Origin of the sequence: Arthrobacter sp. Soil736 (assembly GCF_001428005.1) — a bacterium.
Lineage (GTDB): Bacteria > Actinomycetota > Actinomycetes > Actinomycetales > Micrococcaceae > Arthrobacter.
The window spans coordinates 96,708-117,809 of the sequence record NZ_LMSB01000005.1; the positions used below are offsets into that span (position 1 = coordinate 96,708).

General features: G+C 65.3%; 21 protein-coding genes, 1 tRNA gene, 1 other RNA gene and 1 pseudogene. 12 read left to right on the forward strand and 12 right to left on the reverse strand.

Annotated features, from left to right (window positions below; translation table 11 throughout):
• Positions 1 to 30: 30 nt before the first annotated feature.
• Complete coding sequence (locus tag ASG92_RS04875) at positions 31 to 669, forward strand: GNAT family N-acetyltransferase (RefSeq protein WP_056625234.1); 639 nt, start codon at positions 31 to 33, stop codon at positions 667 to 669.
• 12 nt (positions 670 to 681) lie between these two features.
• On the opposite strand, the gene ASG92_RS04880 is transcribed toward ASG92_RS04875, so the two are convergent.
• Positions 682 to 1,587, reverse strand: coding sequence for an aldose 1-epimerase family protein (locus ASG92_RS04880; RefSeq protein WP_056625237.1), 906 nt, complete (start codon positions 1,585 to 1,587; stop codon positions 682 to 684).
• Between the two features lie 80 nt (positions 1,588 to 1,667).
• Entirely contained in the window at positions 1,668 to 2,435 is a 768-nt protein-coding gene (gene map / locus ASG92_RS04885) for a type I methionyl aminopeptidase (protein WP_056625240.1), read from the reverse strand.
• A gap of 143 nt (positions 2,436 to 2,578) precedes the next feature.
• Between map and ASG92_RS04890 the strand changes: the two are divergent.
• Positions 2,579 to 3,264, forward strand: a pseudogene (locus ASG92_RS04890) (DNA alkylation repair protein).
• On the opposite strand, the gene mptB reads toward ASG92_RS04890, so the two are convergent.
• Complete coding sequence (gene mptB / locus ASG92_RS04895) at positions 3,257 to 4,813, reverse strand: polyprenol phosphomannose-dependent alpha 1,6 mannosyltransferase MptB (RefSeq protein ID WP_056625243.1); 1,557 nt, start codon at positions 4,811 to 4,813, stop codon at positions 3,257 to 3,259. The pseudogene ASG92_RS04890 and the gene mptB sit on opposite strands and share 8 nt — an antisense overlap.
• 155 nt (positions 4,814 to 4,968) lie before the next feature.
• Between mptB and orn the strand changes: the two genes are divergently transcribed.
• From orn to def, 3 genes are all read left to right on the forward strand, one after another.
• The gene (orn, locus tag ASG92_RS04900; protein ID WP_082579306.1) at positions 4,969 to 5,640 is read left to right on the forward strand and encodes an oligoribonuclease; all 672 of its coding nucleotides are present in this window, start codon (positions 4,969 to 4,971) and stop codon (positions 5,638 to 5,640) included.
• A 131-nt stretch (positions 5,641 to 5,771) separates the two neighbouring features.
• Positions 5,772 to 5,844, forward strand: a tRNA-His gene (locus ASG92_RS04905).
• A gap of 125 nt (positions 5,845 to 5,969) precedes the next feature.
• A complete protein-coding gene (gene def, locus ASG92_RS04910; RefSeq protein WP_056625249.1) occupies positions 5,970 to 6,542 on the forward strand; it encodes a peptide deformylase in 573 nt (190 codons plus the stop codon).
• A 65-nt stretch (positions 6,543 to 6,607) separates the two neighbouring features.
• Here def and ASG92_RS04915 read toward each other — a convergent pair whose 3' ends face one another.
• The 4 genes from ASG92_RS04915 to rnpB all read right to left on the reverse strand — a co-directional run bounded on the left by ASG92_RS04915 (position 6,608) and on the right by rnpB (position 10,034).
• Positions 6,608 to 7,405, reverse strand: a complete 798-nt coding sequence (locus ASG92_RS04915) for an HNH endonuclease family protein (protein ID WP_056625251.1) — start codon at positions 7,403 to 7,405, stop codon at positions 6,608 to 6,610.
• Between the two features lie 133 nt (positions 7,406 to 7,538).
• Positions 7,539 to 7,748, reverse strand: a complete 210-nt coding sequence (locus ASG92_RS04920; RefSeq protein WP_056625254.1) for a hypothetical protein — start codon at positions 7,746 to 7,748, stop codon at positions 7,539 to 7,541.
• Between the two features lie 134 nt (positions 7,749 to 7,882).
• A complete protein-coding gene (locus ASG92_RS04925; protein ID WP_082579307.1) occupies positions 7,883 to 9,373 on the reverse strand; it encodes a glyceraldehyde-3-phosphate dehydrogenase in 1,491 nt (496 codons plus the stop codon).
• A 269-nt stretch (positions 9,374 to 9,642) separates the two neighbouring features.
• Positions 9,643 to 10,034, reverse strand: an RNA gene (rnpB, locus tag ASG92_RS05050) — RNase P RNA component class A.
• 118 nt (positions 10,035 to 10,152) lie between these two features.
• On the opposite strand from rnpB, the gene ASG92_RS04930 reads away from it, so the two are divergent.
• The 4 genes from ASG92_RS04930 (at position 10,153) to ASG92_RS04945 (ending at position 14,007) form a co-directional block, all read left to right on the forward strand.
• Positions 10,153 to 11,010: a slipin family protein gene (locus tag ASG92_RS04930; protein WP_056625259.1), complete on the forward strand. Its 858-nt coding sequence runs from the start codon at positions 10,153 to 10,155 to the stop codon at positions 11,008 to 11,010.
• A 66-nt stretch (positions 11,011 to 11,076) separates the two neighbouring features.
• Entirely contained in the window at positions 11,077 to 11,994 is a 918-nt protein-coding gene (locus ASG92_RS04935) for an alpha/beta hydrolase-fold protein (protein WP_082579308.1), read from the forward strand.
• Between the two features lie 49 nt (positions 11,995 to 12,043).
• The gene (locus ASG92_RS04940) at positions 12,044 to 12,808 is read left to right on the forward strand and encodes a peroxide stress protein YaaA (protein WP_056625264.1); all 765 of its coding nucleotides are present in this window, start codon (positions 12,044 to 12,046) and stop codon (positions 12,806 to 12,808) included.
• A 110-nt stretch (positions 12,809 to 12,918) separates the two neighbouring features.
• Positions 12,919 to 14,007, forward strand: coding sequence for an IS630 family transposase (locus ASG92_RS04945; RefSeq protein WP_056625267.1), 1,089 nt, complete (start codon positions 12,919 to 12,921; stop codon positions 14,005 to 14,007).
• An 18-nt stretch (positions 14,008 to 14,025) separates the two neighbouring features.
• On the opposite strand, the gene ASG92_RS04950 is transcribed toward ASG92_RS04945, so the two are convergent.
• Positions 14,026 to 14,763: a C4-type zinc ribbon domain-containing protein gene (locus ASG92_RS04950; protein ID WP_056625270.1), complete on the reverse strand. Its 738-nt coding sequence runs from the start codon at positions 14,761 to 14,763 to the stop codon at positions 14,026 to 14,028.
• A gap of 61 nt (positions 14,764 to 14,824) precedes the next feature.
• Entirely contained in the window at positions 14,825 to 15,742 is a 918-nt protein-coding gene (locus ASG92_RS04955; RefSeq protein WP_056625274.1) for a Nif3-like dinuclear metal center hexameric protein, read from the reverse strand.
• Positions 15,743 to 15,842: 100 nt separating this feature from the next.
• On the opposite strand from ASG92_RS04955, the gene msrA reads away from it, so the two are divergent.
• From msrA to epsC, 3 genes are all read left to right on the forward strand, one after another.
• The gene (gene msrA, locus ASG92_RS04960) at positions 15,843 to 16,367 is read left to right on the forward strand and encodes a peptide-methionine (S)-S-oxide reductase MsrA (protein WP_056625277.1); all 525 of its coding nucleotides are present in this window, start codon (positions 15,843 to 15,845) and stop codon (positions 16,365 to 16,367) included.
• Between the two features lie 65 nt (positions 16,368 to 16,432).
• Positions 16,433 to 17,368 (forward strand): cysteine synthase A, encoded by a 936-nt coding sequence (gene cysK, locus ASG92_RS04965; protein WP_056625280.1) that lies wholly within the window; start codon positions 16,433 to 16,435, stop codon positions 17,366 to 17,368.
• A 29-nt stretch (positions 17,369 to 17,397) separates the two neighbouring features.
• The gene (epsC, locus tag ASG92_RS04970; protein WP_056625283.1) at positions 17,398 to 17,982 is read left to right on the forward strand and encodes a serine O-acetyltransferase EpsC; all 585 of its coding nucleotides are present in this window, start codon (positions 17,398 to 17,400) and stop codon (positions 17,980 to 17,982) included.
• 19 nt (positions 17,983 to 18,001) lie between these two features.
• Here the strand turns inward: epsC and ASG92_RS04975 are convergent, their stop codons facing one another.
• From ASG92_RS04975 to gndA, 3 genes are all read right to left on the reverse strand, one after another.
• Positions 18,002 to 18,361 carry a VOC family protein gene (locus ASG92_RS04975; protein WP_056625286.1) on the reverse strand — a complete coding sequence of 120 codons (360 nt, stop codon included), beginning with the start codon at positions 18,359 to 18,361 and terminating at the stop codon, positions 18,002 to 18,004.
• Between the two features lie 93 nt (positions 18,362 to 18,454).
• Positions 18,455 to 19,288, reverse strand: a complete 834-nt coding sequence (locus tag ASG92_RS04980; protein WP_056625288.1) for an oxidoreductase — start codon at positions 19,286 to 19,288, stop codon at positions 18,455 to 18,457.
• A gap of 150 nt (positions 19,289 to 19,438) precedes the next feature.
• Complete coding sequence (gene gndA / locus ASG92_RS04985; protein WP_056625293.1) at positions 19,439 to 20,875, reverse strand: NADP-dependent phosphogluconate dehydrogenase; 1,437 nt, start codon at positions 20,873 to 20,875, stop codon at positions 19,439 to 19,441.
• Between the last annotated feature and the right edge of the window lie 227 nt (positions 20,876 to 21,102).

Consider the following 21,102-nt stretch of genomic DNA (forward strand, 5'->3'; position numbering starts at 1 on the left):
AGCCCGGAGGGGCTGATCTAGGCTGTTGCCATGACACAGCCGGACAACGACGCCGAAGGCGGCGTCGCCACCGCAGCAGCGCAGTGGCCCGACGTCGAGCAACTGTTCGGCGTCCGGGGCGAACCGTCACGTTGCTGGTGCCGGTTCTTCGCCCTGGCCGGGGCTGACTTTGCGGCGACGTCCCCTGCCGAACGCAAGGCCCTGCTGAAAGACAGGTTCGACGGCGGCATGCCGGCGCCGGGCGTCCTCGCTTACCGGGACGGCACTCCGGTGGGCTGGTGTGCCGTTGAGCCGCGGCAGTGCTATCCGCGGATTCTGCGTTCGCAGGTCCTCAAGGCCGCCGGCCCGGACATTGCCGAGTCCTCTGACGAGTCCCTTGGAGCGGCCGACGTGTGGTCCGTCAGCTGCTTCGTCGTCTCCCCCGGCCACCGCCGCAGCGGAGTCGCAGCCGCGCTCCTGGGGGCCGCCGTCGAACATGCAACTGCCCACGGGGCAACAGTGGTGGAAGGCTATCCGGTGGATGCCGCAAAACGGCCCAAGGCCGGCGCCCCGGATCTGTACCACGGGACGCTCAGGCTCTTCCTGGAGGCCGGCTTTGAGGTGGTCAGCGACGCCGTTCCCGGCCGCGCACTGGTGCGGCTGCGGGTCGGGCCGCCCAGCTCCGGTTGACCGCCGGCACCGCTATCGGCTGAGGGCGCGGATCGTCCAGCCTGCTTGATGCGACGACCCGGGGAGCAACTCCACCACATCGGTTCCCGAGTTGAACGCGTCGGGCGGACAGGTCATCGGTTCCACGGCCAGCCCGAGCCGGTCCGGCCCCACGGGCTTGTCCGCCGTGTGGATCTGCACCCACGGGCACCGCTCGTCCCATTCGATCTCCACTCCCGTGCCTGAGGGGTCAAAGACACGGACCGCCGCCAGTCCGTCGGGGTTGCGGCTGAGGCCCGTGAAGGCGTGGTCAATCCGGACGGGACCAAGGCCGCGCTCGTTCCGGAAATCGAACTCACGCCCCTCGACACTCCTGAGGTGCCGCGGCAGCAGCCGGTCCGGCGTGACCTCGAGGAATTCGCGGGCCGGAAGCTCCAGCCGCCATTCGTCCAGCGGGGCGGGGCCCGCGACGAGGTACGGATGGGGGCAGACCCCGTACGGGGCCGGCGTCTCACCGACGTTGGCGGCAGTGACAGCGCAGTGGAGCCCGTCGGCCAGCAGCTGATAGGACGCGGTCACCGCGAGCACGCCCGGATAGCCGGGTCCGGCGCCGACGTGGCAACGGAGCGTGACCGAGGAATCCGTCCGCTCCGCCAGGGTCCACGGCACATCGAGCACGAGGCCGTGGAGCGCCGTGTTCCTTTCGGGCTCGTTGATGGCCGCCTGAAATGTTCTGCCGCCGTGGCTGTAGCGGCCGCCGGCCACGCGGTTGGGCCACGGAGCGCAGACCACGCCCCGGTAATCCGGGATGGGGCCGTCCGCACCAAAGCCGACCACCAGGTCCCGCCCGTCGTACCGCAGTTCACGCAGGGCTCCACTGCGCTCGGTGATGATGGCCGAATAGGGGCCGAAACTGATGGCGTGCTCCGTGCGCGGCATGGCGTCCTGTCTCCTTTGTTAGCGCTAACTTTCCTCAGCTCCAGCAAGAATATCGCAGTCAGGGCAGCGTCAGCGTTGGATCACGGCAGGGTCAGGACCACCGGACCGCCCGCCGTGATGGCCACGGTGTGTTCACTGTGGGCTGCCCTGCCGCCGTTGGCGGACCGCAGCGTCCATTCGTCTTCGTCGTGGTAGTAATCACCGTTGCCGCCGAGAATGAGCATCGGCTCGATGGCGATGACCAGCCCCTCGGCCAGCTTGATCCCCCGCCCGGGCCGGCCGTCGTTGGGCACTGGCGGCTCCGCGTGCATGGTGCGGCCAATGCCGTGCCCGCCGTGGTCGGCCAACAGCCCGTACCCTGCCCGGCGGGCAGCGCCACCGATCGCGTACGCGAGGTCGCCCATTTTGTTGCCCACCCGCGCAGCGTCGATGCCCCTGGCCAGCGCAGCGTCGGTCGCGTCGATGAGCGCCTGGTCCAGCGGATCTACCGTGCCGACGATAAGGCTGACGGCGGCATCCCCGCACCAGCCCTCAAGGAACGCGCCGCAGTCCACGCTGAGCAGGTCTCCGTCCTGCAGCCGGTATCCGTTGGGGATGCCGTGCACCACGGCGTCATTCACGCTGGTGCAGATCACACCCGGAAACGGAACGGATGCCCAGCGCGGCCGGTAATTGAGGAACGCCGGGGTGGCTCCGGCGTCGGAAATCGAGGCGGCGGCAACGTCGTCGAGTTCCTTCAGGGAAACACCGACGGCGGCAGCCTGGCGGACCGCGGCCAAGGTGTTGGCCACGACGCGTCCCGCTTCGCGCATCAAGGCAATTTCCTCGGGAGTCTTGATCATGGACATGTGGGGGCCTCCAGGATTTCTTTGGCGCGGCAGGTGGGTCCGTGCCGGGCATTGCCTCGTACCTGCCTACTCTAGGACCCCGCGCGCCGGTCCGGCACCGGCAATCCACGCCGCGGATTCCTTGAACGGGCTATCTTGGCAGCATGGCAAATGAAGAGGTGCTGGCCGCCATCCGCTCCGGGCTGCGCGCCGCGGCGGACCCGGGCCGCGGCGCCGCGGCCCAGGCCTACATGAAGTCGTCAACGCCGTCCCTCGGCGTCCGCGTGCCGGACGTGCGAAAGACCGCCAGCGCCGTTGCGGCGGCCCATCCCTTTCATCCGCCGAGGACCTGCGGTCAACGGCGCTCGCCCTGTGGCGGCAGGCCGAATACCGCGAAAAGCGCTACGCGGCGATCGACCTCACCGGGCTGCGGCTGGTGGCCCGGGACCTCGGGATGCTTCCGGTGTACGAGGAAATCATCCGCACAGGCGCATCCTGGGACTATGTGGACGGCGTGGCCCACCGGATCTGTGCCCTGCTCCAGGCCCACCGGGAGGAACTCACCCCCTTGCTTCTCAGCTGGAGCGCGGACCAGGACGTCTGGATCAGGCGCGCCTCCATCACTGCCCAGCTGGGAGCGAAGTCCCGCACGGACACGGCTCTGCTCGCGAGCGTCATCGAGGCGAACATGGCCGACAGGGATTTCTTCATCCGCAAGGCCATCGGGTGGGTGCTCCGTGAGTACGCCAAGACCGGGCCCGGCTGGGTCCTGGAATTTGTGGCCCGGAACGGCCCGTCGCTCAGCCCGCTCTCGCGCAGGGAAGCCCTGAGAAACGTCCCGGTCAGATGACGGGCCGCGTGGTGACGGGCAGGTCCGACTTGCTGAAAAGCAGCTTGGTACTCCGGTCAAGGAAGATCAGGTAAAGCGCAAACAGCAGGGCGATGATGGCCGCGGCGTTGCGGGCCAGCGCCAAGGCCAGGCCCAGGTCCTCGGTCTGCAGATACGGAAAGACTTCCAGTTGGTCTGAAATCGCATAGACCATGAAGAAGGACACGATGAAGTACAGGGCCTTGACCTGCCAGTCATCCCGGATGCCGGTCACGGCAAACAGCGGGATCAGCCAGACCACGTACCAGGACTGGATCATCGGGGCCAGCACCACCACAGCCGCGAACGCCAGCGTCAGCCGGCGCATGATGCGGTCGTGGTCGCCCTTGAAGATCTGCCAGGCGACGATTCCCACGGCAAGCACCTTGCCGGCGTCGTAAACCAGTTTGGCGAGTCCCCACCCGTCCAGGCTGAACGCGTTGGCGATGGAGGCGATCACCAGGCCCAGCAGGCCCACCGGGGCGTACCAGATCCACACGCTGCCGGGTGCGGACAAGCCGTTGATCCACCCGAAGCCGAACCCGTTCACCAGGCTCATGAGGTAGAGCAGGGCAAAGCTGATTCCCGCGGTCAGGCCCCAGAAAACAAACTTCCGCGGCCAGCTCGCTCCCTTGCCCGCCCAGAGCAGTCCGATGAAGGGCAGGAAGACCACGGTGATGGGTTTCACTGCAATGGAGGCCGTCACAAGGACGATTCCGAGGATGACGCGCCGGGTGGCTGAGTAATAAAGTCCGGCGAGGGCGAGGCCGATCATCAGCGCGTCATTGTGGACGCTCGCGATGAAGTTGGTGAGGAAAAGCGGATTCGCCGCCGTAAGCCAGAGTGCACGGTGGGGATTGACCCCGTGGAGTTCGGCGAGTTTGGGGACGTAGATAATGCAGAGCGCCACCCCGGCCAGCGCCGCGAGGCGGAACAGCATGATGCTTGCCTCGGGGTGGACGTTGGTGGACCAGACCACGAACTGCTCGATCCAAAGGAACAGCTGCCCGTAAGGCACCGGGGCTTCGGTCCACATCTTGTCAGCGCCGAGCTGGAAGTAGTTGGACAGCGCCGAGATGCCGTTCTCGTAAGGATTGAACCCCTCGACCATCAGGCGGCCCTGGCCGATGTAGGCGTAGACGTCCCGGCTGAACAACGGGACCGTGAACATCATGGGCAGGCCCCACGCGGCAATGGCCTGCAGGGTGGCTTTTCGGGCCGCATTCCCCCAGATATGGATGTGCTGGCCCAGCCTCAGCCAGGCCCGGACCAGCAGCATGCCGCCGACGGCCAGCAGCACGATGGACAACGCGACGCCGGAAGCCTCGGTGCGCATCCAAATGAACAGCGGCATCCGACGCAGCTCCGACGCCGGGGCCAGCCATCCGACGCCAAGGGACCCGATGACCATGAATACCGAGCCAATGAAACCCGCGAGGATGGACGAGCGACGGTTGTCCACCTCTGCCCGGGCCGGGTCTGTGGAAGTGCCGGTGGCCTTTTCCCCAATCGCAGGCACGGGCGCCGTCATCTCAGGATCGTCCAATCTGTTGTGGGCATACTGCCACCATCTGCACCCGTTATATCCGGCCAGAATGGATTGCGGCAGGCGCACAGGGGCACCGCCACGTACCCGAAATCTTAGCACCGGACCGTAGCAGGACGGCTAAACGGTAGGCTGATCGGGTGCCTATTACTAACGAACGCATCGTCTGGATCGACTGCGAAATGACCGGCCTTGACAGTGTTAATGACGCCCTGATCGAAGTGGCCGCCCTGGTGACGGATTCCGAACTCAACATCCTCGGGGACGGGGTGGACGTCGTTATCAAGCCCGACGACGCAGCACTCGCCCAGATGAACGACTTCGTCCGGGACATGCACACCCGCTCCGGGCTCCTCGAAGAACTTCCCAAGGGCAAGACTCTCGCTGAGGCCGAGGCCGCCGTCCTCGAGTACATCCGCAAGTGGGTACCGGATGCCCGCAAGGCGCCGCTCGCCGGAAATTCGGTCGGCACGGACCGTGTCTTCCTGGCCCGTGACATGCCTTCGGTGGTGGAGCACCTGCACTACCGGATCGTTGACGTGAGCACCATCAAGGAGCTGGCGCGGCGCTGGTTCGCCCGCGCCTACTTCCAGGCACCTGCCAAGCACGGCGGACACCGCGCGCTCGGTGACATCAAGGATTCGATTGATGAGCTCCGCTATTACCGGGAGGCGGTCTTCGTGCCCGCGCCGGGCCCGGACAGCGCCACCGCCCAGCAGATCTCCAAGCGGGTATCCGGCCCGGCCGCACCCGTCGATCAGCTCGCTGCCGGGACCGTTCCCACGGCGGCCGCAGTGGAGCCCGGAAAGTAATCTGCGCCACGTTTGAGGGAAATTTTGCCGAAATGGCCAAAAGTGGCAAAACCACCCCCGAACAGCAGGTAAACTATTTGACGTTGCCTTTTCGGACGAACGGCTTGCCGGACAGTCTGGTGGGGCACATGGTGGGCGTAGCTCAGTTGGCAGAGCGCCTGGTTGTGGTCCAGGAGGTCGCGGGTTCAACCCCCGTCGCTCACCCTCACAAAGGACGGCATTGACTTGCCGGCCAATCACAAAGGCCGCACCGGTTATCCGGTGCGGCCTTTGTTCGTTTCACACCACTGCCGGCTGAAGTCCGCCCAGCACCAAAGGATCCATCTGACATGACCGTTCTGCCTATCACCATCTGGGGCGAGCCGGTGCTGCACCGACGCGCGGCCGAAGTCGAGGTGTTCGACGACGAACTCCGCCAGCTGATTGCCGACATGTTTGAGACCAACGACAAAGCCAACGGCGTGGGACTGGCCGCACCCCAGGTGGGCGTGGGCAAGCGGATCTTTGTTTACGAGTACGACAACGAGGACGGCGCGCCGCCGTCCGGTGTCCTGGTCAATCCGGTTCTGACGCTTTCCAAGATCTCCGGCGCCCTGCCCGATCCGGACGAGGAGGTTGAGGGCTGCCTCTCTTTCCCGGGAGGCCAGTACCCCCTGAAGCGGGCGGACTGGGCGCGGGTCCAGGGCTTCGACGGATTCGGCCAGCCGGTGGACTTTGAAGCCACGGGGTGGTTCGCCCGGGTGATCCAGCATGAATACGACCACTTGGATGGCCGGCTCTACGTGAACCGTCTCATTGACAGGTACGCCCGCAAGGCGATGAAGCAGGCCAAGAAGAGCGGCTGGGGCGTCGCCGGGCTGACGTGGATGCCGGGAGTGGATCCGGACCCGTTCGGGCACTGACCCCGCCGTTCACGGCCCGCTCTCCCCTGCCGGGGCGCCAGGCCCGGGCGTCATGGTTCTCGACTTCACCGGGCGGCAATGGTCCGCTGCTGCGGGCAGGAGCTCAGCACTCGGGCCATGGCATCCTTCTCCGGCTGGGTAACCCAAAGCCCGTAGGCCGCCTTCACCGAGATCTGCCGCGCGACGTAGTGGCACCTGAGGGCTTTGTTCTTCGGAAGCCAGCTGGCGGCGTCCGAAGCACTCTTCTCCTGGTTGGCCGGGCCGTCCGCCGCAATGAGGTTCAGCGGATCATTGGCCAGGTTTTGCCGCTGCTGGGGCGTCAGCAGCTGGGCTCCCTTCTGCCAGGCGTCCCCCAGCGCGACCACGTGGTCGATCTGCACGTCCTTGCTGGTTTCCGCGCCGCGCGTGAACGTGGCGATCCGGCCGACGTACGGCTCGTGCATCGTTCCGGAGGCAACCTTGCACTTGGAGTCCTTCGCAAACACAACCTCGCGGAGATCGCGGCGCAGGATGTCATTGCGGGTATCGCATCCGTTGCGGTCGGCATCCTGCCAGGCCGGCCCGAACGCCGTGCGCTGGTAGTTGTTCTTCGGCGCCCGGCCCTTGACGGCGAGGCCCTCCAGGGCAGCAGCCGCGCTGCCGTCGGGCACCGGCCGCGGTGGAAGCACAGGCTTCATCCAGGCCGGGTCGAAAACAGGGGCCTCACTCGGACCGGAAACGGCCGGCTCCGCTACCACAAATTGCCCGGCGGTGAAGAACCAGATGATCGCAGCGACCAGGGCAACGGAGAAGACCCCCAGCACGGCCCACGCCTGACGCGAGCGGCGGCGGGCACGTCGGTAGGCAGCCCAGCTGACGCTCATGTGCTCGGGCGCTTCGGGTCGGGTTTTCTACTCACCCCCAGAGCCTAGGCCGGAGCACTGACATCGCGGCCGATATCCACAGTGTTGAGGAACGGTGCGCTGTGCAGGAACAGTCGAGGAATACTACTGCACGCTATTGCTCCCGCATCACCCGCCGAAGGTCCACGTTGGCGAGGTCAAGAAGGCGTTCCAGTTGGCCCACCCTGTCTTCGCCGATTTCGCCGGCCGCGTGCGCAGCGCGGGCGTCGTCTAACAGCTGTTGAGCTTTCTTTTGGTTGGCCCGCGCCACATCGAGGGCATGTTCCAAGGTTGTCTCGTGCTGGAGAGTCGAGTCGTGTTCCATGACACCAGTCTGGTCCCCTTTCCCGGCTGATTCCAGAGACTCAGCTGGGAAGTTCCGGGGAAACAACGCAACCCGCTGCCGTGGCAGCGGGTTGCGGCGGGCGGCCGCGAGGCCGGGGCTTCTAGTCAGTGCTCCTAGACCGTGGCGGCGGCCAGCACGGGGGCTGCGTCCTTGACGGAGTCCTTCGCGGGGAAAGTCGGCGGGTTCACGCCGGCCATTTCCTCCATGACGCGGACCACCTGGCAGCTGTAGCCAAACTCGTTGTCGTACCAGACGTAGAGAACCAGGTTCTTTTCGTTGGAGATGGTGGCCAGACCATCCACGATGCCTGCCCGGCGTGAGCCGACGAAGTCCGTGGACACGACCTCCGGGGAGTCGATGTAGTCGATCTGCTTGCGCATGACCGAGTGCAGCGACATTTCCCGCAGGTAGTCGTTGACCTCGTCCTTGGTGGTGCCCCGTTCGAGGCTCAGGTTCAGGATCGCCAGGGAGACATCCGGGGTGGGGACGCGGATGGAGCTGCCGGTGAGCTTGCCCAGCAGTTCCGGCAGTGCCTTGGCCACGGCCTTGGCTGCCCCGGTCTCGGTGATGACCATGTTCAGCGCGGCCGAGCGGCCGCGGCGGTCGCCCTTGTGGAAGTTGTCAATGAGGTTCTGGTCGTTGGTGAAGGAGTGGACTGTCTCCACGTGGCCGTGGACCACGCCGTACTTGTCATTGATCGCCTTCAGGACCGGCGTGATGGCGTTGGTGGTGCACGACGCCGCCGTGACGATCTTGTCCGAATCCAGGATGGTGCCGTGGTTGATGCCGTGGACGATGTTCTTCAGCTCACCCTTGCCCGGGGCCGTAAGCAGCACGCGCGCCACGCCCTTGCTCAGGAGGTGCTGGGACAGACCCTCGGTGTCGCGCCAGCGGCCCGTGTTGTCCACGACCAGGGCGTCCTTGATGCCGTAGGCCGTGTAGTCGATCGTGGCCGGGTTGTCCGAATAGATGACCTGAACCTGCACACCATTGGCAGTGATGGTGTTGGCGTCCTGGTCCACCCGGATGGTGCCTTCGAAGGATCCGTGGACCGAGTCGCGGCGCAGGAGGCTCGCCCGCTTGGACAGGTCGTTGTCGGAACCGCGGCGCACCACGATGGCGCGCAGGCGCAGGCCGTGCCCGCCGCCGGCCTTTTCAATGAGGAGGCGGGCGAGCAGGCGGCCGATCCGGCCGAACCCGTAAAGCACGACGTCGGTGCTGGTGCGGTCGTCGCCGCCCCGCTTGCCCACTACCTCTGCCAGCTCGGCGCGGAGGAATTCCTCCAGAGTGGCGTCGCCGCCGTCGGACTTGAACTTCTGGTTGAGGCGCGCGATGTCGATCGCCGCTGCACCGAGCTCCAGCTTTGCGAGGGTGTCCAGCAGGGGTGCCGTTTCCTCGAGCAGGAGCTCGTCCTTGCTCATCCGGCGAGCAAAGCGGTGTGCCTTGAGGATGTTCATGGCGGACTTGTTGATCAGGCTGCGGCCGTGGATGGATGTCACCACGTTGTTTTCCCGGTACAGCCGGCCGATCACCGGAATCATGGCTTCAGCAAGAGCCTCCCGGCCCATCCACGTATCAAGACAAGAATCTGACGTCTGGCTCACAGAACTACCTTCCTTGGTTCAACCGGATACGTCCTCGTAAACCGGAGGGCGGCCACCGGAAGTTATCCAGGGCCGCAGGCACCGGCAGGGTTTCGGTCCACCCCGGATGCCGTTGGACGTTGCAAAGAAAAACGCCGGCTGCAAACGCAGATCCGGCGGAAGAACTTCTACGTTCACTGTCCATTCTAGGGCTGCCCGGGTGCCCGGACCGCCGCGGAATGCGTGAAATCACTCACACCTGCGGCCGGCCGGAATCTGCGGGCATTAAGTGGATGGGTTGACCGATACGCCGGGTTCTGTGCTCCCGTGCCGTTACCAGCGCGGGAGTAGCGGCCATCCATCTACGGACGCCGTTGCCGACGCCCTCCAGCGGCCTACCCGGGCACTCGGGCGAGCAGCCCTCAATCGCGCCCTGTCTGGCCTTGCTCCGGGTGGGGTTTACCTAGCCTTCCCGGTCACCCGGGAAGCTGGTGGTCTCTTACACCACCGTTTCACCCTTACCTGCTTCGTGCCGCTTTCAAAACGGCGCGGGGCAGGCGGTCTGTTTTCTGTGGCACTGGCCTGCGGGTTACCCCGAGTGGGCGTTACCCACCACCCTGCTCTGCGGAGCCCGGACGTTCCTCGAGCCACTCGCGTGACGCGCGGCCGCCTGGTCAACCCATCCGCCGTCCAGTCTACGGGCTTCCCGGCCTGCCATGCTCCGCGCCGGCGCAGGAGCCAGCCGGAGGGCGTGGTGAGACAATTAATACGCTCAAACTCTCACAAAGGAGGGGATCCCCATGGACCCCACCACCATCGTTATTGTCGCCATCCTCCTGGTGCTGCTGCTGATAGCGGCCAGGATGTCCATCCGGATCGTTCGGCAGTATGAGCAGGGCGTGCTCTTCAGGCTGGGCAGGGTCGTCGGAGTCAGAATGCCGGGGCTACGCTTCATCATTCCTGTCATCGACCGGCTTCACCTTGTCAGCCTGCGGATCGTGACCATGCCCATCCAGTCGCAGGGCATCATCACCCAGGACAACGTGAGTGTCGACATATCCGCGGTGGCGTACTACCGGGTGGTCGACGCCGTGAAGTCCGTTGTCGTGATCGAGAACGTCGCTGCCGCAATCAACCAGATCGCCCAGACCACGCTGCGGAAGGTGGTGGGCCGGCACAGCCTTGACCAGATACTGTCAGAGACTGAGAAGATCAACACCGACATCCGGGAGATCCTGGACGCTCTGACGCTCGAGTGGGGCGTGGCGGTCACGCTGGTGGAGCTGAAGGACATCCAGCTGCCGGAGGGCATGAAGCGTGCCATGGCACGCCAGGCGGAGGCCGAACGGGAGAAGCGCGCCAAGATTATCGCTGCCCAAGGCGAGGCCATCTCTGCGGCCGCCCTTGGCGACGCCTCGGACACCATGATGGCGCATCCGCTGGCACTGCAGCTCCGGAATCTGCAGTCACTGGTCGAAATCGGCGTGGACAGGAACACCACGGTCGTTTTCCCGGCGCCGCTCATGAGCACCATCGGGGAGCTCTCGGCATTCCTCGCCCGGGAGAGCCAGGCAGCGCAGGCGGCCGCAGCTTCACGGGCGGTATCGTCACAAGCTGAATCGTCGAAGGCCGCACCGTCCTCGGTGAAGGCGGCGTAACCAGCCGGGCCGGCCGTTCGGCCGGCAGCCGAGGCGGCAGGCACCTCCGAGGCTTATGATCGGGAAATGGACAACCGTCCCGTTGCCCGGCGTCGGCTGCTGCAGTGGACAGCTTCCGGTGTTGGCGCCGTTGCGCTGGCAGCCTGCACAGGCCCTCCGGACCCCAGGCCCGCACCGGTCAGTACGACGGCGGCCGGTACGGCACCGGTCAGCACGACGGCGGCCATAGCGCCGCCGTCGACATCCCCTGCCGGACCTCCCGCTGTCAAAATGAGCACCGGGTCCTTCGTCTCGAAATACCGGAGGGGGGCGACAACCCACTGGACTGTCGCCACGCCGGTCCTCCCCGGGAGGAGCGCCACAGACTACCCCGTTGCCGTGTTCCTCCATGAACTGGGCGGCAACAACAGGGGAATCTTCGATGCGCTCGAGGCTCACGTAATCCTGCAGCGCCATCTCGCCGCAGGCGGGACGCCGTTCGCCATTGCGTCGGTGGACGGCGGCGACACTTGGTGGCACGCACGCGCCGATGGCAGCGACACCCAGTCGATGCTGGTGAAGGAATTTGTTCCGTTCCTCGGCGCCCGGGGCTACGACATCGGGCGGATCGGACTCTTCGGCATATCCATGGGCGGCTTCGGCGCCCTGCTTCTGGCATCCCAGGCCCGGATGCCCGGCATTTGGGCCGTGGCGGCCATGAGTCCGGCAGTCTGGGGCAGCTACGACTCACAAATGGAAAGCGCCTTCGACGGCCCCGCTGACTTCGCGGCCCACGACGTGTTCGCGCTCCGGCCCAGGCTCGCAGCGACACCCAAACGGGTCGACTGCGGCACTGAGGACGAGCTGTTCGCCACGGTAAAAAACTACGTCCGAGGCCTCCCCGTCCCGGTCGAGGGCGGCTTCCAGCCGGGCGGCCACGATGACGCCTACTGGCGGTCCGTCCTGCCGAACGTCTTGTCCTTCCTGGGCTGGCACCTCGGCTGAGTGTGCCTCGCGGAGAACGGCCGACTCCGCGTACCGGTAAGATCGTACGGTGCTAATTCTGCTCCCCCCGTCCGAAGGCAAGACTCCGGCCGTCCGCGGCAAGGCCATGGACTGGGCGTCCCTGAGCTTCCCGGAGCTCAATACTTACCGGGCCAAGGTGCTCGACGCCTTGGGAACTGTCAGTGCCCACGAGGACGCCCTGGCGCTGCTGGGCGTCGGAGCGTCGCTCAAGGACGACGTCGAGCGCAACACCCGGCTTCACGCGGAACCGGCGGCGCCTGCCCACCAGGTCTATTCCGGCGTGCTCTACGATGCCCTGGGCTACAAGACGATGACGGCGGTCCAGCGACGCAAGGCGGATGAATCGGTTCTGGTGATCTCGGCACTCTGGGGCGCCATCCGGTTCGCGGACCCGGTCCCCGCCTACCGGCTGTCCATGTCAACGGCACTGCCCGACGTCGGACGCCTCGCGTCGTTCTGGAAGCCGCAGCTCACGGACGCCCTCGGCGCCGCGGCTGACGGCCAGCTGCTGGTTGACTGCCGTTCGAGCACCTATGCCGCGGCGTGGGCTCCCCCGCCGTTGAACACCGTGGCTGTAAACGTCTTCACCGAGGTGAACGGCACGCGCAAGGTGGTCAGCCACTTCGCGAAGCACACCCGCGGCGAACTGGCCCGGCACCTGCTGACCCGCCGGGGCAAGGCTCCGGAGACGCCGCAGCAGCTGCACAAGGCCGCCAGCGAAAAATGGACTTCGGAACTCGAGCCCGGAACGGCCCGCAAGGCACACGCCCTGAACATCATCCTGCCCGGCTGACACCCAAGTAGGTAGCAGCAGGCACCGTTCTCAGCGCTGGGAACCGCGTGTGCTGCTACCTAGTGGAGTGTCTCCAAAATAGATCATGGGTAGTGGTTTAAACTTGGGGTATGTCGAATCCAGCACCCGCCTTGACGCTGTCCGAGGCTGAGCGTCCTGTTTTGGAGGCTTTGTCGAAGTCCCAGGTTGCCGCCCACCGGGAGGTGCAGCGGGCCCAGGTGTTGCTCATGGCGGCCGATGGGTTTGCCAATGAGTGGATCGCCCGGGTGGTGGGTGTGAATCCGGGAACGGTGCGTGCCTGGCGGGTCCGCTTTGCCGAGGACGGATTGAAGAAGCTCGGGTCGGTGAAGCCCGGTCGGGGGCGCAAGCCGGTGATTCCCGAGTCGAAGATCCAGGAAATCGTTGAGCTGACGCAGAATTCAAGGCCCGAGGCGCAGACCCATTGGTCGGTGCGGACCATGGCGGCGAGGACGGGGGTGTCCCCGGCGCAGGTGCAGCGGATCTGGGCGGCGCGGGGATTGAAGCCGCACCTGGTGGAGACGTTCAAGCTTTCCACGGACCCGCACTTTGATGAGAAGCTGATCGATGTGTGCGGGCTCTACATTGACCCGCCGGAGAACGCGATCGTGTTGTGCCTGGATGAGAAAACCTCCATCCAGGCGCTGGACCACACCCAGCCCTCGCTGCCGATGAAGAAGGGCCGCGGGGAGACGATGACCCATGACTACAAACGCAACGGGACCACCACGCTGTTTGCCGCCCTGGAAGTGGCCACCGGAAAAGTGATCGGCTCCTGCATTCCCAAGCACCGCCACGAGGAGTTCCTGGCCTTCTTGAAAACCATTGAGAAACAAGTCCCCGCAGGCCTTCAAATCCACCTGATCCTGGACAATTACGCCACGCACAAGCATGCCGACGTCAAGGCCTGGCTGGGCAGGCATCCCCGGTTCCACCTGCATTTCACCCCGACCTCATCGTCCTGGCTGAACCTGGTGGAACGCTGGTTCAGGGACCTGAGTGACAAGGCCCTGCGCCGGGGAGTCTTTCACTCAGTGCCGGACCTGATCGAGAAAATCGAGGAATACATCCAGGTCAACAACAAGGACCCCAAACCCCTGATCTGGACTGCGACCGCGGAATCCATTCTCGAGAAAGTCTCCCGCGGCCGCGTCGCACTCCAAGCCATCAAACAAAACTGAGACACTGCACTAGTTGGGTCAGACCCACTCGGCGGAACGCACCAGGATGCAGCCGGAGTCGGGGCAGAAGACAATCTCGTCCTCGGCTGCGGCCTTTATTTCGGCGAGGTCGCCGGGGCTCAGCTGCATGCCGGAACCCTCAGACGTGCCGTGGAAGAGCCTGGCAGCGCCAACTCCCCGCTTGGCCAGCGTTTTCTCGTACACGGCGAGCATTCCCGCATCCAGGCCTGCAGCGAATTCGGCACGCCTGGCGGCCACCTCGGTTGCCTCGGCGGAGATTTCGGCAAGGGCGGCGTCGAGTTCCGCACGGATCACACCGAACGATCCCTGGATGTCGTCAACGATGCGCTGCTGGGCCGTCTGCCGTTCACGCAGGCCGTCCAGCCGCTCCAGCACCTCGAGTTCGACGTCTTCGAGATCGGAGCGCCGCTTGTTGAGCGAGGCGATGTCCTTCTGCAGGGCCACGAGGTCCTTGGACAGGCCAGTGCCGCTGTTGAGCCGTGTCTCGTCGCGTTCAATACGGCTGGCCACCTGCTCCACATCGGCCGCGGCGCGCTTCAGTTCCGCTTCCGCGTCATGCACGGCCATCTTCGCGGCGCCGAGCTCTCCGTTGGCGATGCCGAGCGCCGCCTGGAGGTCCGCGATCCGGGGGTCTGTTTCAAGGCTGCGGCGGCGGTTGGACAGGGACCTGAGCCTGGCGTCCAGGCCCTGGAGATCGAGCAACTTCAACTGTTCCGCCGGTGCTGCCTTGGCCACGATTACCTCCGCTTGTTCCCATCCGGCCTGAGCCGGGCACCCCTACGGGGCTTTATAGACTCTAGTCCCCGCCGGGAGTCAGAATGAAGTCCCACGGATCGCTGTTGGTGGTGCTCACGCGGATCTCGACGTCGAGGCCCTGGTCAGCGAGCACGTTTCCGAGCGCGTCCGCGGCAGCCGGAAGCCACAGCCATTCGCTCGCGAAATGCGACACGTCAATAAGGTAAGGGCGGCCGTTGACTGCGGCTTCACGCGCCTCGGACGCCGGATGGTGCCGGAGGTCGGCCGTGACGAACAGGTCCGCATTGCTGGCCCGAACTTCGTCCAAGAGCGAGTCTCCCGCCCCGCCGCAGACGGCAATCCGCCGGACCAGGCCGTCCTTGTCGCCGGAGACCCTGACCCCGCCCGCCACCGACGGCAGGATGCCGAAGACCCGGGCCGCGAAGTCGCCCAGGGTCATTGCCTCGGCGAGGTCGCCGACCCTTCCGATGCCTTCCTCCGGAAGGCCGTTGGCGGCAGGCGTCAGCGGTGCGACGTTTTCCAGCCCCAGTGCGTCGGCCAGCACGTCAGACACGCCTCCGACGGCGGAATCGCCGTTGGTATGGACGGTCAGCAGCGCCGTGCCCGACTCAATCAGGCGGTGGACTGCCCTGCCTTTGGCGGTATTCGCCGCGACGGTGGTGACGCCCTTGAGCAGCAGCGGGTGGTGGCTGATGAGCAGCTCCGCGCCCCATTCGATGGCCTCGTCGATCACCTCAAGCGTGGGATCCACTGCGAACATGACCCGGGTGATTTCAGCGGACGGGTGCCCCGCCACGAGGCCCACCTCATCCCAGTCCTCCGCCAGTGACTCGGGCCAGAGCTCTTCGACGGCGAGCATGAGCTGCCCGAGCGTGGCTGCATCAGATGATTCCGCGGCATCCGCGGCGGCCGGAGCTTCCTCCGGCTCTGCTGCCACGTCACTGTTCACAGGTTCCATACTCATACTTTTACCCTACAGTCGCCTCTGGCCCGCGGCCGTTACGAGCCCGTAGGGTTACTAGGGGAATCATCCGCACGCCTGAACCATTGAAGAGGACATGAAAACTTTTGTGCTTGGCGGAGGATGCTTCTGGTGCCTCGACGCCGTCTACCAGAAAACGAAGGGCGTCACGTCCGTCGTCTCGGGATACACCGGAGGCCACGACCGCCACCCGGACTACTACTCCGTCTGCTCAGGCATCACCGGCCACGCGGAGGTCGTTGCCGTCACCTTCGACGAAGACGTTATCCCCGCCGAAGTCATCCTGGACATGTTCTTCGCACTGCACGACCCCACAACGCTCAACCGCCAGGGATACGACGTCGGCACGCAGTACCGCTCCTCCATGTTCTATGAGACCACCGAGGAGAAGATCCTCTTTGAGGAAGCGATCGAGCGGAACCAGGCCCTGTGGTCACGGCCGATCGTGACCGAGGTCAGCCGGCTTCCTGACTTCTATCCCGCGGAAAATATTCACCAGAACTTTTACGCCAAGTTCCCCGAGGAGGGTTACTGCCAGGTCATCATCAACCCCAAGCTGGCGAAGGCGCGGAAATATTACTCTGCATGGCTTAATGCTTAGCAGGGTCGCTCGCGCCCTCGTTAGGCTGACCAAAGTATTCCCTCCTGAGAGATAGGCGTAAGTACATGGCACGGATCTACGACGATGTAACGCAGCTGGTAGGCGGCACCCCCCTGGTCAGGCTCAACCGGCTGACCGAAGGCCTGGACGCCCAGGTGGCCGTCAAGCTCGAGTTCTACAACCCGGCCAACAGCGTCAAGGACCGCATCGGCGTCGCCATCATCGACGCCGCAGAAAAGTCCGGCGCACTCAAGCCCGGCGGAACCATCGTTGAAGGCACGTCCGGCAACACCGGCATTGCGCTGGCCATGGTGGGTGCGGCCCGCGGCTACAAGGTCATCCTGACCATGCCGGAGACCATGTCCACCGAACGCCGTGTCATGCTGCGCGCCTTTGGTGCTGAGATCGTGCTGACCCCGGGCTCCGAAGGCATGCGCGGCGCCGTGGAGAAGGCCCAGGAAATCGTTGCCAACACGGAGAACTCCATCTGGGCCCAGCAGTTCGCCAACGAGGCCAACCCGGAGATCCACCGCAAGACCACCGCCGAGGAAATCTGGGAAGACACCGACGGCAAGGTCGACATCTTCGTCTCTGGCATCGGCACCGGCGGAACCATCACCGGCGTCGGCCAGGTCCTGAAGGAGCGCAAGCCCGAGGTCCAGATCGTGGCCGTCGAGCCCAAGGACTCCCCCATCCTCAACGGCGGCGCACCGGGCCCGCACAAGATTCAGGGCCTCGGTGCCAACTTCATTCCGGAGCTCCTGGACACCAACGTCTACGACGAGGTCTTGGACGCCACCCTTGAGGACTCCGTGGCCGTGGCCCGGGAACTCGGCATCAAGGAAGGCATCCTCGGCGGCATCTCGTCCGGAGCCATCGTCTGGGGCGCACTGGAACTCGCCAAGCGCCCGGAGAATGCGGGCAAGCTCATTGTGGCGGTCGTCTGCGACTTCGGTGAGCGTTACATCTCCACCGTCCTCTATGACGACATCCGGGGCTAAGCCTTTCCGTTTCCTGTAGAAAGATCTTTGTGGGCTTCTTCGCAAGACTTAAGGAAGACCTCGACGCCGCCCGGTCCCACGACCCGGCGGCTCGAGGTTCTTTTGAGAACTTTTTCGCCTATTCCGGGCTCCACGCCATCTGGGCGCACCGGCTGACGCACAAGCTGTGGCAGCACCCGCCACTTCGGTTCCCGGCACGGCTCATTTCGCAGCTGGCCCGGTTCCTGACGGGAATCGAGATCCATCCGGGTGCCACGATCGGACGCCGGTTCTTCATCGACCACGGCATGGGCGTGGTGATCGGCGAGACAGCCGAAATCGGCGAAGACGTGATGATCTATCACGGCGTGACCCTGGGCGGCAGGTCCCTCGCGAAGGTGAAGCGCCACCCCACCATCGAGGACCGCGTCACGATCGGGGCGGGGGCGAAGATTCTCGGACCCATCACGATCGGACGGGACAGCGCAGTGGGCGCCAACGCCGTCGTCGTCAAGGATGCGCCGCCGGAGTCCATCGTGACCGGCGTTCCGGCCAGCTGGCGCCACCGTGACGCCCAGCGTGAGACCAAACCGGCCGTGGACCCGGCCGAGTATTACATCGAATACCGGATCTGAGGAGCTACGGGATCTGCGCCTAGTCCACGCAGAGGCAGAACGGATGGCTGGCCGGGTCGAGGAAGACGCGGAAGGTTGTACCGGGCTGGGTGTCCGCTTTGGTGCCGCCCAGCTCGATCACCGCTTTCTCACCTTCGTCCAGGTCCTCCACCATCAGGTCGAGATGCATCTGCTGCGGCACGGTCTGGCTTGGCCAGTCCGGCGCCCGGTAGCCGTCGACCTGCTGAAACGAAATGCAGTCGCTGCCGTCGTCAGGGCGGATCTCGGCCCAGGTAGGGTCGGCCTTCACCTTCCAGCCGAGCAGTGCACCGTAGAAGGCCGCGAGGGCCCCTGCGTCAGGGCAGTCAATTACGAGTCCTGGGAAGCGCGCGATAGCCATACCGGCATCCTACAGCCGCCCCAAACTGGGCCCATCGCGTTTAAGGCCACAGGAATCGGTGCCGCTGGCACGCCCCCGGCTCCGCCAATCACGTCAGCGCGCGACGCGTTTGAGGACGGCCATGACCGCGGCGTCGTACACCCGGTCCGGCAGGATCCGCCGCAACGCCAGGATCGCGGCCGCGCCCCTGCCCACGGGATAGCGCGTTTTGGGGCGCGCCGAAGTGGCGGCATGCAGGACCGCGTCGGCAACGACTTCCGGGTGCGTAGACGTGGCCGGTTTGTCGGTGGACGCCAGCACGGCGGCCATCTCCTTTGCCTGGTCCATGTACGGGCCGCGCCCGGAGCTGGCCAGCAGCCCCTCAGCGGAGATACGCCCCCACTCCGTCAGGGTGCTGGCGGGTTCGATGATTGAGACGCCGACGCCGTGCGGCTTCAGTTCGAGCCGCAGGGCATCGCTAAGGCCTTCGACGGCGAATTTGGTGGCGTGGTACCAGGTGCCGAGCGGCTCGTAGAACTTTCCGCCGATGGACGAGATATTGATGATCCGTCCCTGCCCCGCGGCGCGCATGGCCGGCAGGACCAGCTGGGTCATCCGGGCGAGGCCAAAGACGTTGACTTCGAACTGCCGCCTGCCCTCCGCCAGGTCCACTTCCTCCAGCGCACCGAAGGAGCCGTAGCCGGCGTTGTTCACCAGGACGTCGATCCGCGCGTGTGCATCCAGGACGGTGCCGACGGCGTTTTGCATCGACTCATCGTCCGTGACGTCCAGTTGCAGGACGTTGACGCCGTGGGCTTTGAGGGGTTCCATCCTGTCCACGCGCCGCGCCCCGGCGTAGACAGTGAATCCGTTGCTGGCGAGCTTTATTGCCGCTTCAAATCCAATGCCTGTGGATGCTCCGGTGACGAACGCTACTGGCTGGGACACTCGTGACTCCTAGATTGGGGAACGGTGTTCGGCGGAACAGCTGGCGCCGGACACACCTGCGGCCGGCACCTCCCCAGAGTATCGGGGAAGTGCCGGCCGTTGGTGTCAGAACGTTCCGGCGTCTAACCGGTGACTAGGCCGATCCAGTGACTAGTGGGTGTCCACTGCCTCGATCTCGGACTTGTCCTCGCCCCACAGGGTGTGGAACGTGCCTTCGGCGTCAACACGGCCGTAGGTGTGGGCGCCGAACAGGTCGCGCTGGCCCTGGATCACGGCAGCAGGCAGGCGCTTGCGGCGCAGCCCGTCGTAGTAAGCCAGCGAAGAGGAGAAGACCGGTACCGGGATACCCAGCTGCACAGCCGTGGCAACCACGCGGCGCCAGGCCGGCAGGACGTCAGCGATCGCCTTGGTGAAGGCCGGGGCGAACAGCAGGTTGGCGGGCTTCTCGTCCGCGGCGTAGGCCTTGGTGATTTCCTTGAGCAGTTCCGCACGGATGATGCAGCCGCCGCGCCACAGCGAGGCGATCTCGTCCAGCTTCAGGTCCCAGCCGTATTCCTTGGCTGCGGAGGTCAGCATGTCCAGGCCCTGGGCGTAGGAGACCAGCTTGGAGGCGTACAGCGCCTGGCGGACGTCCTCAACGAACGTCTCCGGAACCTCGACGGCGATTTCTTCGCCGGCGAGGAGTTCCTGGGCCAGCTTGCGCTGCTCAGCCTGCGAGGACAGGGCGCGTGCGAACACGGATTCGGCGATGCCCGACGTCGGGGATCCCAGCTCGAGCGCTGAGATGACCGTCCAGCGGCCGGTGCCCTTCTGGCCGGCTGCGTCCACGACGACATCCACGAACGGCTTGCCCGTGCGGGTGTCCACGTGGCCCAGGACCTCGGCGGAGATTTCAATCAGGAACGAGGCGAGCTCGCCCTTGTTCCACTCGGCGAAGATCTTCGACTGCTCGGCCGGTTCGATGCCGGCGCCGGAGCGGAGGAGGTCGAAGGCCTCGCCGATGACCTGCATGTCGGCGTATTCGATGCCGTTGTGGACCATCTTGACGAAGTGGCCGGCGCCGTCGGTGCCGATCCAGGCGCAGCAGGGCTGGCCGTCAACGTTGGCGGCGATCTTTTCCAGCAGCGGGCCGAGGGCGTCGTAGGACTCCTTGGAACCGCCGGGCATGATGGACGGGCCGTTGAGTGCGCCCTCCTCCCCGCCGGAGACACCGATGCCGACGAAGTGCAGGTCCTTCTTGGCCAGGGCGGCTTCGCGGCGGCGGGTGTCCTCGTAGTGCGAGTTGCCGGCGTCGATGATGATGTCGCCCGCCTCGAGCAGCGGTTCGAGCTGCTCGATCACGGAGTCAACCGGCTTGCCGGCCTTGACCATGATCAGGACCCGGCGTGGCTTCTCCAGCGAATTGACGAGCTCTTGAAGGCTTTCGGTACGGACGAAGTCGCCTTCGTGGCCGTACTTTTCCAGCAGTGTGTCGGTCTTCTCTACAGACCGGTTGTGCAGGGCAACGGTGAAGCCGTTCCGGGCCAGGTTGCGGGCAAGGTTGGCGCCCATCACCGCAAGGCCGGTGACACCGATGTGTGCTGACATCAAAACTCCAATTCATTTCTGTGCAACGTGTGCAATGGGTCCCGCACGTCCTGCGGAACACGCTTAAGGCAAAGTGGCTGTGAATAAACCATATGTATTGCGGGCCACGTGGGGAAAGTGGCGCCCACGTAGTGGAAAGACGCGCGTCACAAACAGTCTATGATGTGCGGCGCCGCGCGCGCCCGCGGCCCGGGCGGCGCGGGAAACAAACCGGCGCCGCCCGATTA